The 13,490-nt window shown below is 70.9% G+C and carries 13 protein-coding genes; 2 read left to right on the top strand and 11 right to left on the bottom strand.

Going from position 1 to position 13,490, the window contains the following annotated elements; translation table 11 throughout:
- Positions 1-95: 95 nt before the first annotated feature.
- The 6 genes from truB to rimP all read right to left on the bottom strand — a co-directional run bounded on the left by truB (position 96) and on the right by rimP (position 6,311).
- Entirely contained in the window at positions 96-1,004 is a 909-nt protein-coding gene (gene truB / locus JKG67_RS00670) for a tRNA pseudouridine(55) synthase TruB (RefSeq protein WP_203335895.1), read from the bottom strand.
- Positions 1,004-1,465, bottom strand: a complete 462-nt coding sequence (gene rbfA / locus JKG67_RS00665) for a 30S ribosome-binding factor RbfA (RefSeq protein WP_203335339.1) — start codon at positions 1,463-1,465, stop codon at positions 1,004-1,006. Before rbfA ends, truB begins: the two co-directional genes overlap by 1 nt.
- A gap of 26 nt (positions 1,466-1,491) precedes the next feature.
- The gene (infB, locus tag JKG67_RS00660; protein ID WP_203335338.1) at positions 1,492-4,365 is read right to left on the bottom strand and encodes a translation initiation factor IF-2; all 2,874 of its coding nucleotides are present in this window, start codon (positions 4,363-4,365) and stop codon (positions 1,492-1,494) included.
- Between the two features lie 116 nt (positions 4,366-4,481).
- Positions 4,482-4,739, bottom strand: coding sequence for a YlxR family protein (locus JKG67_RS00655; protein ID WP_307816418.1), 258 nt, complete (start codon positions 4,737-4,739; stop codon positions 4,482-4,484).
- A gap of 119 nt (positions 4,740-4,858) precedes the next feature.
- A complete protein-coding gene (gene nusA, locus JKG67_RS00650) occupies positions 4,859-5,824 on the bottom strand; it encodes a transcription termination factor NusA (RefSeq protein ID WP_203335336.1) in 966 nt (321 codons plus the stop codon).
- Positions 5,825-5,840: 16 nt separating this feature from the next.
- Complete coding sequence (rimP, locus tag JKG67_RS00645) at positions 5,841-6,311, bottom strand: ribosome maturation factor RimP (protein ID WP_203335335.1); 471 nt, start codon at positions 6,309-6,311, stop codon at positions 5,841-5,843.
- 62 nt (positions 6,312-6,373) lie between these two features.
- Here rimP and JKG67_RS00640 point away from each other — a divergent pair, with 62 nt between their 5' ends.
- Both JKG67_RS00640 and JKG67_RS00635 read left to right on the top strand, forming a co-directional pair.
- Entirely contained in the window at positions 6,374-6,916 is a 543-nt protein-coding gene (locus JKG67_RS00640; RefSeq protein WP_203335334.1) for a hypothetical protein, read from the top strand.
- Entirely contained in the window at positions 6,913-7,320 is a 408-nt protein-coding gene (locus JKG67_RS00635; RefSeq protein WP_203335333.1) for a DUF4439 domain-containing protein, read from the top strand. The genes JKG67_RS00640 and JKG67_RS00635 overlap by 4 nt, the downstream gene beginning before the upstream one ends.
- A 95-nt stretch (positions 7,321-7,415) precedes the next feature.
- Here the strand turns inward: JKG67_RS00635 and JKG67_RS00630 are convergent, their stop codons facing one another.
- The 5 genes from JKG67_RS00630 to JKG67_RS00610 are packed head-to-tail and all read right to left on the bottom strand — an operon-like array spanning position 7,416 to position 13,480.
- Positions 7,416-9,197, bottom strand: coding sequence for a proline--tRNA ligase (locus JKG67_RS00630; RefSeq protein ID WP_238997764.1), 1,782 nt, complete (start codon positions 9,195-9,197; stop codon positions 7,416-7,418).
- Positions 9,198-9,218: 21 nt separating this feature from the next.
- Positions 9,219-11,111 (bottom strand): propionyl-CoA synthetase, encoded by a 1,893-nt coding sequence (locus JKG67_RS00625; protein ID WP_203335332.1) that lies wholly within the window; start codon positions 11,109-11,111, stop codon positions 9,219-9,221.
- 44 nt (positions 11,112-11,155) lie between these two features.
- The gene (locus tag JKG67_RS00620; protein ID WP_203335331.1) at positions 11,156-12,001 is read right to left on the bottom strand and encodes a GNAT family N-acetyltransferase; all 846 of its coding nucleotides are present in this window, start codon (positions 11,999-12,001) and stop codon (positions 11,156-11,158) included.
- Position 12,002: 1 nt separating this feature from the next.
- Complete coding sequence (gene galE / locus JKG67_RS00615; protein ID WP_203335330.1) at positions 12,003-13,022, bottom strand: UDP-glucose 4-epimerase GalE; 1,020 nt, start codon at positions 13,020-13,022, stop codon at positions 12,003-12,005.
- A gap of 53 nt (positions 13,023-13,075) precedes the next feature.
- Positions 13,076-13,480 (bottom strand): hypothetical protein, encoded by a 405-nt coding sequence (locus JKG67_RS00610; RefSeq protein WP_203335329.1) that lies wholly within the window; start codon positions 13,478-13,480, stop codon positions 13,076-13,078.
- Between the last annotated feature and the right edge of the window lie 10 nt (positions 13,481-13,490).

Below are 13,490 nucleotides of genomic sequence, written 5' to 3'. Positions count from 1 at the left end.
GCGGCAGGGTACCGGGCTGAGCCGCGGCATGGGTAATGAGTCCGGCGCCGGCCACAAACCCCACCTCGGCGGGCCACAAACCCCACTTCGGCGGGTCAGGAGGTGAAGACGGCCTCGGGGCGGACCGGGGCGGGTCCGGGGCGGTAGAGGGCGAGGAACTCCCCGTCCGGGGCGAAGACCGCCGTCAGCTCATCCAGGGAGATCGGCAGTCTCCGGCCGACTCGGACGTCGGCTGCCTGGGCCTCGTCCAGATCCAGGGAGGGGAACGCAGCCCGGGCGGCGTCGGCGATCGGCAGCAGCACGAACTCCTCGCCGAGCTCGTCCAGGGTGTGGGCCGTCGTCAGGTCGTAGGGTCCGACCGCGGTACGCCGGAGCGCGGTGAGATGGCCGCCGACACCGAGGGCTGCGCCGACGTCGCGGGCGATCGCCCGGATGTAGGTGCCCGAGGAGCACCGGACCGAGATGTCGACGTCGAGATGGGTCTCGACAGACGCACCGGGCTCGACCAGCGCACCGGCCGCCACCCGCGAGCGCCGTATTGCGCCGACCTGGAGGTCGTGCACGGTGACCCGACGGGAGGCCAGCTCGACCTGCTCCCCCGCCCGAACCCGGGCGTAGGCGCGCTGACCGTCCACCTTGATCGCCGACACCGTCGACGGCACCTGGTCGATCTCGCCGACCTGGGCCGCCAGCGCGGCCCGGACCGCGGCCTCGGTCACCTCGTCGGTCGCAGCGACCGCGGTGACCTCACCCTCGGCGTCGTCGGTGGAGGTGGCCACGCCGAGCCGGACCGTCGCGTCGTACCGCTTCTCGGTGAGCATCAGGTGACCCAGCAACCGGGTCGCACGGTTCACGCCGACCACCAGCACCCCGGTCGCCATCGGGTCCAGGGTGCCGGCGTGGCCGACCTTGCGGGTGCCGGCCAGCCGACGGACCCTGGACACCACCTGGTGAGAGGTGAGCCCGGCAGGCTTGTCGACGATCACCAGACCGGAGCCGACGATCACTCGCCGTCCTCGACCTCGTCCTCGTCGCCGTCCTGGTCGCCGTCCTCGCGGGGCTTCTTGTACGGGTCGGGCTCGCCGGCGTACGCGTTGCCGCGGGCGGCCGCCACTGCCTCATCCAACGCCTTGGCCCGGGCCAGCACCTCGTCGAGGTGCCGGGCGTTCTCCGGGAGTGCGTCCGGGATGAAGGTCAGTGACGGCACGTGCCGCATGCCCAACTGCTTGCCGACCTCGGACCGGAGCAGGCCCTTGGCCGACTCCAGTGCCGCCGCCGTGCTCTCCAGGGAGTCAGCCTCCCCCAGCACGGTGTAGAAGATCGTGGCCTGCTGACTGTCGCCGGTGACCCGGACGTCGGTGATCGTGACGAAGCCGAGGCGGGGATCCTTGATCCTCCGCTCCAGCATCTCCGCCACGATCACCTGAATCCGGTCAGCGATCCTGGCCACGCGTGGGTTGCCCATCGCTTCTGCCCTTTCGTCCCGCCTGGTCAGCCGCGCGGGATCTCGCGCATCTCGAAGGCCTCGACGACATCGCCTTCCTTGATGTCACCGTAGTTCTTCAGCACAAGACCGCACTCGAAGCCCTCGCGGACCTCGGACACGTCGTCCTTCTCCCGCCGCAGCGAGGCCAGGTCGAGCGTGTCGGCGACCACGGCACCGTCACGGATGAGCCGCACCTTGGCGTTGCGCCGCAGCACACCGCTGGTGACCATGCAGCCGGCGATGTTGCCGGTGCGCGAGGACCGGAAGATGGTCCGGATCTCCGCCTGGCCGAGGGTCTGCTCCTCGTACTCGGGCTTGAGCATGCCCTTGAGCGCAGCCTCGATCTCCTCGATCGCCTGGTAGATGACCGAGTAGTAGCGGATCTCGACGCCTTCCTTGTCGGCCATCTCGGTGACCTTGCCCTGCGGGCGGACATTGAAGCCGATGATGATCGCGTCGGAGGCGGCCGCCAGGTCCACGTTGGTCTCGGTGATCGCACCGACACCGCGGTCGATGACCCGGATGCTGACCTCGTCGCCGACATCGATCTTGGCCAGCGAATCCTCCAGGGCCTCCACGGAACCGGAGACATCGCCCTTCAGGATCAGGTTGAGCTCCTGGCTCTCGCCCTTCTCCATCGAGGCCATGAAGTCCTCGAGGGTACGACGCACGCGACGCTTGGCCTGCATGGCCGCCCGCTCACGCGACTCCCGCTTCTCGGCGATCTGACGCGCCATCCGGTCGTCGTCGACCACGATGAACGTCTGACCGGCGCCGGGCACCGCGGTGAGTCCGAGCACCATCGCGGGACGCGACGGGTCGGCCTCGGTGATGTTCTCACCGTGCTCGTCGAGCATCGCCCGCACCCGGCCGTAGCCGGCGCCGGCGACGATCGAGTCGCCCACCCGTAGTGTGCCGCGCTGGACCAGGACCGTCGCGACCGGGCCGCGACCGCGGTCCAGGTGCGCTTCGACGACCAGACCCTGAGCATCCTGGTCGGGGTTGGCCCGCAGGTCCAGGGACGCGTCCGCGGTCAGCACGACCGCCTCGAGCAACTTGTCGAGGTTGAGCCCGGCCAGCGCGGAGACCTCGACGAACATCGTGTCGCCGCCGTACTCCTCGGGCACCAGTCCGTACTCGGTCAGCTGTCCGCGGACCTTGGTCGGGTCGGCCTCGGGCTTGTCGATCTTGTTGACCGCGACCACGATCGGCACACCGGCGGCCTTGGCGTGGTTGAGCGCCTCGACCGTCTGCGGCATCACGCCGTCGTCGGCCGCGACCACCAGGATCGCGATGTCGGTGGCCTGAGCACCACGGGCACGCATCGCGGTGAACGCCTCGTGACCGGGGGTGTCGATGAAGGTGATCCGACGCTCGTCGCCGTCCACTTCGGTGGCCACCTGGTAGGCACCGATGTGCTGGGTGATGCCGCCGGCCTCCTTGTCGACCACGTTGGCGTTGCGCAGCGCGTCGAGCAGCTTGGTCTTTCCGTGGTCGACGTGACCCATCACGGTCACCACCGGCGGACGGACCTCAAGGTCGGCCTCGACACCTTCGTCGGAGCCGAACTCCAGGTCGAAGGACTCCAGCAGCTCGCGGTCCTCGTCCTCGGGGGAGACGACCTGGACGATGTAGTTGAGCTCCTCACCGAGCAGCTCGAACGTCTCGTCGTTGACCGACTCGGTCGCGGTCACCATCTCGCCGAGCGAGAACAGCATCTGCACCAGGGCGGCGGGGTCGACATTGATCCGCTCGGCGAAGTCGGTCAGCGAAGCGCCACGCGGCAACTTCACGATCTCGCCGTCGCCCTTGCGGACGCGCACACCGCCGATCGTCGGGGCCTGCATGGCCTCGAACTCCTGACGACGGGCCCGCTTGGACTTGCGTCCGCGACGCGACGGGCCGCCGGGGCGACCGAAGGCACCCTGGGTCTGGCCACGACCACCGGGACGACCACCGGGACCGCCGGGGCGACCGGCGAAACCACCGGGGCGACCGGGTGCGCCACCGGGCCCACCACCGGGACCGCCGCCGGGGCCACCGCGACCGGGACCGCCACCGGGGCCACCGCGACCGGGCGCACCACCGGGGCCACCACGGCCACCGGGACCACCACGACCACCGGGACCACCGGCGCGAGCGCCGGGACCGGAGCCGAAGGCGGCCGGGGACTTGGGCATCATCGCCGGGTTCGGACGCGGCATGCCGGGACGGCCGCCCTCACGGGCACCGCCACCCTCGCGGGCTGCGGGCGGACGAGGCGGACGCTGCGGGTCACCAGCCGGAGCGGGGGCTTCCCGCTGCGGACGACGGCCCATGCCCTGGCTGGACGCGAACGGGTTGTTGCCCGGGCGCGGCGTACCAGGCCGGCCGACCCCACGCGGGGCCGGAGCCTTGGGCGGCGGCGGCTTCGGGGTGCCGGCGCGAGCGGCCGGCGCGGCCGGAGCGTCCGCGGCCGGAGCCTCGGGTGCCTCGGGTGCCTCAGCGGCGGGGGGCTGGGGGGCGGACGCCGCCGGCGCCTGGGGCTCGGCCACCGGCTGAGCGACGGGCTCGGCCACCGGCTCGGCGGCAGCGGGCGCCTCGGGCTCGGCCACCGGGGCAGCCTTCGGACCCGGCCTGGGGCCAGGGGCGGGCGCCTTCTTGGCAGGGGCCTTCGCGGCAGGTGCCGCAGCCTCCGGGGCAGCATCGGCAGGCGCCTTGACGGCGCCAGCGGCCTTCAGTTCGTCGCCGTACTGCTTCTTGAATCGCATCTCGACAGGCGGTTCGACCGTCGACGAAGCCGACTTGACGAACTCACCCATCTCCTTGAGCTTCTCGAGAACGAATTTGCTCTCGACACCGAACTCCTTAGCGAGTTCGTGGACTCGGGTCTTAGCCACGCTTCTCCTCCTGGCCCGAGCCCCGAGGAGGGATCCGGACCGCTAGTGGTTGTGCACGCTCATAGCGAGGAACTCATCGAGTGCTCATGAGCTGCTGCTCCGATTTCTCTCGGTGTTCATCCGGACATTTCGTTTCGGGCTGCGAGGAATTCGGCCACCGGTTCACTGACCAGCCCCACCTGGGACCTCAGGGCCCGGGTGAACGCTCGTCGGCGTACCGCCAACTCGAAGCACGCCCGGGTCGGGTGCAGGTGTGCGCCGCGTCCCGGTGCGCTGCCCGTCGGATCCGGTACAACGGCCGGCTGGCCGGCGTCATCGGTCCCGAGGACAAGCCTCAACAACTCGTTCTTGGCGACTCGCGTCCGACAGCCCACGCAGGTCCTTACCGGGCCGTTGAGCTCGGAGGGGACAGGAGAACGACGTGTGCGGGTCACCAGCAGGCAACTCTACCGGTAATCGGCCCCGGAGCGTGAACCGAGCGTCGCCGCCCGGTTCAGGCCTCGTCGGAGCGGATGTCGATCCGCCAGCCGGTGAGCCGCGCGGCGAGTCGGGCGTTCTGCCCCTCCTTGCCGATCGCCAGCGACAGTTGGAAGTCCGGGACGACCACCCGGGCCGACTTCGCCTCGGCGTCCACGATCTCCACCGAGGTGACCCGGGCCGGTGAGAGCGCGTGCGCCACCAGCTCGGCCGGGTCCTCGGACCAGTCGACGATGTCGATCTTCTCGCCGTGCAGTTCGGCCATCACGTTGCGCACCCGCTGCCCCATCGGGCCGATGCAGGCACCCTTGGCGTTGACGCCGGCGACGGTGGAGTGGACCGCGATCTTGCTGCGGTGGCCGGCCTCCCGGGCGATGCCGGCGATCTCGACGGTGCCGTCGGCGATCTCGGGCACCTCCAGCGCGAAGAGCTTCTTGACCAGGTGTGGGTGGGTCCGCGACAGCAGCACCTGCGGCCCCTTCATGCCCTTGCGGACCGCGATCACCAGGCACTTGATCCGGGTGCCGTGCAGATACTCCTCACCCGGGACGCGCTCACCGGCCGGCAGCAGTGCCTCCAGCTTGCCGAGGTCGACAAGCACGTCGTCGGGGTTGCGGCCCTGCTGGATGACGCCGGAGACGATGTCGCCCTCCTTGCCGGAGAACTCTCCGAACCGGATGTCGTCCTCGGCGTCCCGGAGCCGCTGCAGCATGATCTGCTTGGCGGTGGTGGCGGCGATCCGGCCGAACCCCTCGGGGGTGTCGTCGTACTCCCCGACCGGCTCGCCCTCGTCGTCGAGCTCGGTGGCCAGCACGGTGACGTGCCCGGACTTGCGGTCGAGCTGGACGCGCGCCCGGGTCTGGGCGCCCGGGGATTTGTGGTACGCGGTGAGCAGCGCCTGCTCGATCGCGTCGATCAGCACGTCGAAGGAGATGCCCTTCTCGCGCTCCAGTTGACGCAGGATGTTCAGGTCGATGTCCATGGTGCCCCTCCGTGCTTCACTGTCCGCCGCTACGGGCGTTGAACTCAACCTGCACCAGCGCCTTGCGGATCTCCGCCACGGCGATGGTGCGCTCGTCACCGTCGACCTCCAGGGTGACCGACTCCTCCTCGACGCCGCGGATCCGGCCGGTGACCGGGTCCCCGTCGACCAGGGTGACCTTGACCAGACGGTCCACGTTGCGCTGCCAGTGCCGGGGCAGGGTCAGCGGTCGGTCGACGCCGCGGGAGGTCACCTCGAGGGTGTAGGGCTGCTCGCCCATCGTCTCGTCGTCGTCCAGGAGGGCGTTGATCTCCTTGGTTGCCTCCGCGATGTCGTCGAGGCTGACGCCGTCCTCGGCGTCCACCACGACCCGCAACACCCGGCGCTTGCCGGCGGGGGTCAGCTCCACGGCGTCGAGGTCGAGCCCCAGTCCGGCGAGTGGGCCGGCGAGAACTCCCTCGATCTGGGATGTCCTGTCGCTGCTCACGGGCGACCTCCTTTGTGGAATTGGCGAGAGACCCACGATAGCGGCTCGGATAAGGTGCCCGCGTGCCGCACTCGCCCACCGCCGTCCCGCTGCCTCGCCGAGCGCTCCTCGGCGGCGTCGTGGCCGTCTCCTCCGTGGCGGCGGTCGGGTGCGAGTCGGTGTGGCGGAGCCCGCTCGGCGCCACCGAGCCGACCCCGACTGCCGACGAGGTGCTGCGCCAGCAGGTGTTGGCCGCGGTCGCCGGGCACCGGGAGTTCCTGACCGCGGTGGTGCTGGCGCATCCGGGGCTCTCCGGCCCACTGCACCGGCTGGCGACGATGCACTCCGCGCACGCCCGGGTCCTCGGCGAGGGCCTGGAGCAGGCCGGCGAGGTCGAGGAGGCCGCGGTCACGCCGACGCCCGACCCTGCTCCCGATCCGGTACCGCGCCGCAGCGGCGCCGCGCTGCGCGTCGTACGCCGGCGACACCTGGCCTGGCAACGGCAGCTCGCCGACCAGGTGGTCGCCGCCGAGAGCGGCGGGTTCGCGCGGGTGCTGGCCGCGATGGCGGCTGCCGTGACCCAGCAGCTGCTCACCCTGCCCCAGCCGGAGTCGGGTGCCGCATGAGGACCCAGGTGTGGCAGCAGGTGCTGGCCGCCGAGCACGCGGCGGTGTGGACGTTCGGGCTGCTGGCAGCCCGGCACGAGTCCGAGGCGGAGGCGTTGCTGCTCGCGCAGGCGCACGACGTACATCGGAGCCGCCGCGACCACGCCGAGCTGGCGCTGCGGGCCGCGGGCGAGACGCCGGTGCCCTCAGCGCCCGCGTACGAACTGCTGGCCGAGGAGCCTCTGGAGGCGGCGCTGGCGGTCGAGCAGGCGTGCGCCACCGGCTACGCGGCGCTGGTGGCCGCACTCACCGGCGAGGAGCGCCGCTGGCCGGCGAACGCCCTCACAGACGCCGCAGCCCGCGCGCTCGGATTCCGAGGGAGCCCCGAGCACTTCCCCGGCCTCGACGAACTCGCGGGCCGCTGACTTGCACAAGTCTGCAACGGATCCGCCCTGAACGGTGGACTCGCACCCTTGCATTTTTATGCAATGCAGGGATAGGCAGCCCTCCGGACCGCTGGTCAGCCGCGGACCAGGTCCACCAGGTGCGTCACCGCGTCGTCGAGAGCGACCTCGGTGCGTTCGCCGCTGCGCCGGTCCTTGACCTCGATCAGCCCGTCGACCAGCCCGCGACCGACGGTCACGATCGTCGGTACGCCGATCAGCTCGGCGTCCTTGAACTTCACCCCGGGGCTGACCTTGCCGGCCCGGTCGTCGTAGAGGACCTGCACGCCCGCGGCCGCCAACTCCAGACACAGCTGCTCCGCACCCGCGAAGATCGCCGGGTCCTTGCCGGCGGCGACCACGTGCACGTCGGCCGGCGCGATCTCCCGCGGCCAGCACAGACCGAGTTCATCGTGGTTGTCCTCGGCGATCACCGGGACCGCCCGGGAGACACCGACCCCGTAGGAGCCCATGGTGACGGTGACCAGCTTGCCGTTCTCGTCCAGTACCTGCAGGCCGAGCGCCTCGGCGTACTTGCGACCCAACTGGAAGACGTGGCCCATCTCGATGCCGCGGGCCAGTTCCAGCGGCCCGGAGCCGTCCGGGGCCGGGTCACCGGCCAGCACCTCGGCGGCCTCGATGGTCCCGTCGGGGGTGAAGTCCCGGCCGGCGACCAGGTCGATCACGTGGCTGCCGGGGATGTCGGCGCCGGTCACCCAGCGGGTGCCGGTGACCACCCGCGGGTCGACCAGGTAGCGGATCTTGGTGGCAGCCGTCTCACCCAGCACGCCGGGGCCGATGTAGCCCTTGACCAGGTCCGGGTGCGCCGCGAAGTCGGCCTCGCCGAACGGCTCCACCTCGGCCGGGGCGACCTGGGCCTCGAGCCGCTTGGCGTCCACCTCACGGTCGCCGGGGACGCCGATCGCCAACGGCTCCCGGCGGCCGTCGGGATGCCTGAGCACCACCAGCACGTTCTTGAGGGTGTCCGCGGCCGTCCACGGCCCCTCGGCGCGGGGGAAGTGCGCGTTGAGGTGGTCGACCAGGGTCTCGATGGTCGGCGTCTCCGGGGTCGCCTCGGCGTGCGCCGCCGGGATGTCGGTGTAGTCCACCGGGTCGGGGACGGGGGTGGTCACCGCCTCGACGTTGGCGGCGTACCCACCCGGGGACCGGACGAAGGTGTCCTCGCCGATGGCGCTGACGGCCAGGAACTCCTCGGACTTCGAGCCGCCCATGGCCCCGGAGGTGGCCTCCACCACCACGTAGTCGAACCCGAGCCGGTCGAAGATCCGGGTATAGGCGTCGCGGTGCGCCTGGTAGGACCGCTCCAGACCCTCGTCGGTGGTGTCGAAGGAGTAGGAGTCCTTCATCACGAACTCACGCCCGCGGATCAGCCCCGCCCGGGGGCGAGCCTCGTCGCGGTACTTGGTCTGGATCTGGTAGAGCCAGATCGGCAGGTCCTTGTAGGAGGAGAAGAGGTCCTTCACCGCCAGCGTGAACATCTCCTCGTGGGTGGGGCCGAGCAGGTAGTCGCCCTGCTTGCGGTCCTTCAGCCGGAAGAGGCCGTCGCCGTACTCGGTCCACCTGTTGGTGGCCTCGTAGGGCTCCCGCGGCAGCAGCGCGGGGAACTGCAGCTCCTGCGCGCCGATCGCGTCCATCTCGTTGCGGACGATGCGTTCCACGTTGCGGTAGACCCGCAGCCCCAGCGGCAGCCAGGTGTAGATGCCCGGCGCCACCCGGCGGATGTAGCCGGCGCGGACCAGCAGCCTGTGGCTGGGCACCTCGGCGTCCGCGGGGTCGTCACGCAGGGTGCGCAGGAACAGCTGGGACATCCGCAGGATCGCCGGGGTGCGTGCACTCATGGCCGCAAGGCTATCCGGCGCTCAGCTCGTCGGTTGCAGCACCGGTCGCAGCCGCTCCAGGACGCTCGCGTCCTCGATCGTCGACGGCACCGCCGCGTCGCGTCCGTCGGCGATCTCGCGCATCGTCTTGCGCAGGATCTTGCCCGACCGGGTCTTCGGCAGCGCGTCCACCACCGCCACCTCACGGAGCGCCGCCACCGCACCGATCTGAGTGCGGACCGCGGCCACCACCTCCGCGCTCACGGTCTCCGGGGAGGTCTCCACGCCCGCCTTGAGGACCACCAGCGCCCGCGGCACCTGGCCCTTCAACGGGTCCGCGACACCGATCACCGCGCACTCGGCCACCGCCGGGTGGCCGGCGATGACCGCCTCCATCGACCCGGTGGAGAGTCGATGCCCGGCCACGTTGATCACGTCGTCGGTGCGTCCCATCACGAACAGGTAGCCATCGTCGTCCACGAAGCCGGAGTCACCGGAGAGATAGTGGCCGGGCACCTCGGTCAGGTACGCCGACACGAACCGGTCGTCGTCCCCCCACAGGGTGGGCAGGGTGCCGGGCGGCAGCGGCAGCTTCAGACAGATCGCACCCTCGGTGCCGGCGGGCACCGGCTCGGCCCGGTCGTCGAGGATCCGTACGTTGAATCCGGGCACCGGCACCGACGGGGAGCCGGCCTTGATCGGCATCGGCGCCAGCCCACGCAGGTTCGCCGCGATCGGCCAGCCGGTCTCGGTCTGCCACCAGTTGTCGACCACCGGGACCCCGAGCTTCTCACTCGCCCAGTGGTAGGTGTCCGGATCCAGCCGTTCCCCGGCCAGGAAGAGCGTCTGCAGGCTGGAGGTGTCGTGGCCGGCCAGCAGCGCCGCGTCCGGGTCCTCCTTGCGGATCGCCCGGATCGCGGTCGGGGCGGTGAACAGCGCCTTGACCCGATGGTCGGCGATCACCCGCCAGAACTCCCCGGCGTCGGGGGTGCCGACCGGCTTGCCCTCATAGAGCACCGTGGTGGCCCCGCAGATCAGCGGCGCATAGACGATGTAGGAGTGGCCGACCACCCAGCCCACGTCCGAGGCCGCCCAGAAGACGTCCCCGGCCGAGCAGCCGTAGATGTTCGGCAGCGACCACGCCATCGCCACCGCATGCCCGCCGTTGTCGCGGACGATGCCCTTGGGCTTCCCGGTGGTGCCGGAGGTGTAGAGGATGTAGAGCGGGTCGGTGGCGGCCACCTCGACGCAGGCGGCCGGCTCGGTGCGGCCCACCTTCATCAGCACGTCGAAGTCGATGTCGCGCCCGGGCACCATCTCCGCGACCGCCTGGGGCCGTTGCTTGACCACCACGGCCTGGGGCTGGTGCTCGGCCAGCTCGATGGCGGCGTCCACGAAAGGCTTGTACTCGATCACCCGGTCGCGTTCGATGCCGCAACTGGCGGTGACGATGGCCACCGGCCGGGCGTCATCGATGCGGACCGCCAACTCCTGGGGAGCGAAGCCACCGAAGACCACCGAGTGCACCGCGCCGATCCGGGCGCAGGCCAGCATCGCGATCACGGCCTCGCCGATCATCGGCATGTAGATGATCACCCGGTCGCCCTTGCCCACCCCCACCGAGTGCAGGGCGCCGGCGAACGCGGCGACCTCGGCGAGCAGTTCGGCGTACGTCCAGGACCGCTGGCTGCCGGTCACCGGGCTGTCGTACTGCAACGCCACCCGGTCGGCGTGGCCGGCGATCACGTGCCTGTCCAAGGCGTTGTAGCAGGTGTTCAGAGTGCCGTCGACGAACCATCGGTGGAAAGGCGGCCGCGACGAGTCCAGGATCCGGGTCGGCTTGGAGAACCAGTCGACCGCCTCGGCTGCGGCGGCCCAGAAGGCCTCGGGCTCGGTGACCGAGCGGTCGAAGGCGTCGGCATAGCTGGTGACCATGGCCACATCCTCACAGATGACTCCAGTGGGCGCACTCGCCCTTTCTAGAACATCAGCGTGCTGAACATCGCGGTCTGCTGGAAGCCGATCCGCTGGTACGCCGCCCGGGCGGCGGTGTTCCATTCGTTGACGTAGAGGGAGACGGTCGGGGCGATCTCGGCCAGGACGACGTCGACCACAGCGGCCATGCCGCGGGTCCCCAGCCCCTGGCCGCGTCGGTGCGGGGCCACCCAGACACCCTGCACCTGGGCCGCGGCGCCGGTCGCGCAGGACACCTCGGCCTTGAAGACCACGTCGTCGTCCTCGATCCGGGAGAACGACCAGCCGCGGCCGACGAGTTGCTCGATCCGAGCCCGGTAGAGCCCCTCGCCGCCGGAGTCGGCGGGGCTGACGCCGACCTCCTCGGTGTACATGGCCACGCACGCCGGAAAGACCACCGGCACCTCCTCGGCGCTGGTCCGGCGCACCTGCAGGTCACGCTCGACGGTGCTGTCGACGTCGGTACGCCGCAACTCCAGGTGGGGCTGGCGCCAGCGGAGCTCGCGAGGCTCACCCCAGGCGCCGTCCAGCGCCTCCCAGAACGGCCGGACCAGTTCGGTCCGGCCGACGATCGTGGAGCTGGTCCGCCGCTGGCCGGCCGCATGGTCGCCGAACGCCCGCATCGAGTCGGGGTCGGCGCCGATCGGCACCAGGTTGGCGCCGACGTAGCACCCGGCGACGAGTTCGTCGCCGACGAACCGGCCCCACACCTGACCGCCCAGCCAGCGTTGGTCCAAGCCGCCCTGCCGGAGCCGGGACTCGACGAAGACGTTGACCACCGGATCGGCTGACGCCAACCCCAGCAACGCGGTCAGGTCGCCGGGACCCAGGCGGCGCAGGTGGTCGGCCACGTCACGCGTCCGGGTAGCCGTGGGGGTTCGCCGACTGCCACCGCCAGGTGTCGGCACACATGTCGTCGATGCTGCGGCTGGTGCGCCAGCCGAGTTCGGTCGCTGCTCTGGCGGGGTCCCCCCAGAACTCCGCCAGGTCCCCGGCCCGCCGTGGCCCCACGTCGTACGGGATCTGGCGGCCGGACGCCCGCTCGAAGGCAGCGATCATCTCCAGGACGCTGCTGGGTTCGCCGGAGCCGAGGTTGAAGGCCCGCACCGGTGCGGACATCTGGTCGAGGTGGTCCAGCGCGGCGACGTGGCCGTCCGCGAGGTCGGCGACGTGGATGTAGTCGCGCCGGCAGGTCCCGTCCAGGGTCGGGTAGTCGGCACCGAAGACCGTGAGCCGCTCCCGCCGGCCGACGGCGACCTGGGCGATGAACGGCATCAGGTTGTTGGGGATGCCCTGGGGGTCTTCGCCGATGGTGCCGGACTCGTGGGCGCCGACCGGGTTGAAGTAGCGCAGCAGAGCCACCCGGAAGCCCTCGGCGTGGGCGACGTCGCTGAGCACCCGCTCGATCATCACCTTGGTGCTGCCGTAGGGGCTGGAGGCATCCAGCGGCCGGTAGTCCTCGTGGTACGGCACCGGGGCAGAGTCCCCGTAGACGGTGGCCGAGGACGAGAAGACGAACCGGCGTACGTCGTGGGCGCGCATCGCGGCCAGCAGCGAGAAGGTCGAGGAGAGGTTCGTGTCGTAGTAGGCCAGCGGCTTCTCGGCGCTCTCCCCCACCGCCTTGAGGCCGGCGAAGTGGATCACTGCGTCGAGTCGCTCGGTGGCGAAGAGCCGATCGGTGGCCACCCGGTCGGTCAGGTCGATCCTGTGACTGGTGAGCGTGGTGCCCGCCAGCTCTTCGAGTCGGGGCAGGACGGTGGGCTTGGCGTTGGAGAAGTCGTCGGCGATGACCACCTCGTGGCCGTCGGCCACCAGCGACAGCACCGTATGGGACCCGATGTAGCCGGCTCCCCCGGCAACCAGAACGCGCATGGAGCCAGCCTAGGCTGCCGCCGCGCCCGTGCCGCGTCGTGACCCGCCCGCGGTCAGAGTTCGGCGATGATCGCGGCCCGCCGTTCGGCGTACTCCGCGCCGGTCACCAGCCCTCGGGACCGCAGCTCGTCGAGGGTCTTCAGGCGGGTGGCAGGGTCGGCGGGTGCCGGCTCCTCGCGAGGCTGCCCCGGCGTGGGCGACTTCAACGCCGAGGCCAGATAGGTCGCCTCGAACCCGTCGTCGGTGAGCAGCGTCATCGCGGTGGCCCGGCCGGGGTCGATGCCCGCCTCGCGGGCCATCTTCCGCGACTCCGACACCTTCCAGATCGTGACCGCCACCCCGGCGATCGCCACCAGCGCGAAGAGCGCGAGGAACCCGTCCCCGAACCCGTCGTTCATCCCCGTCAGCCCCGGCCCGAACTCATCGAAGCCGAACTCGTCATCCCCGAGATCGTTCATGGCGTGAGTC

The sequence above is a fragment of the Nocardioides limicola genome (assembly GCF_016827675.1).
GTDB lineage: Bacteria > Actinomycetota > Actinomycetes > Propionibacteriales > Nocardioidaceae > Nocardioides > Nocardioides limicola.
This window is presented reverse-complemented; position numbering and strand designations above follow the sequence as displayed.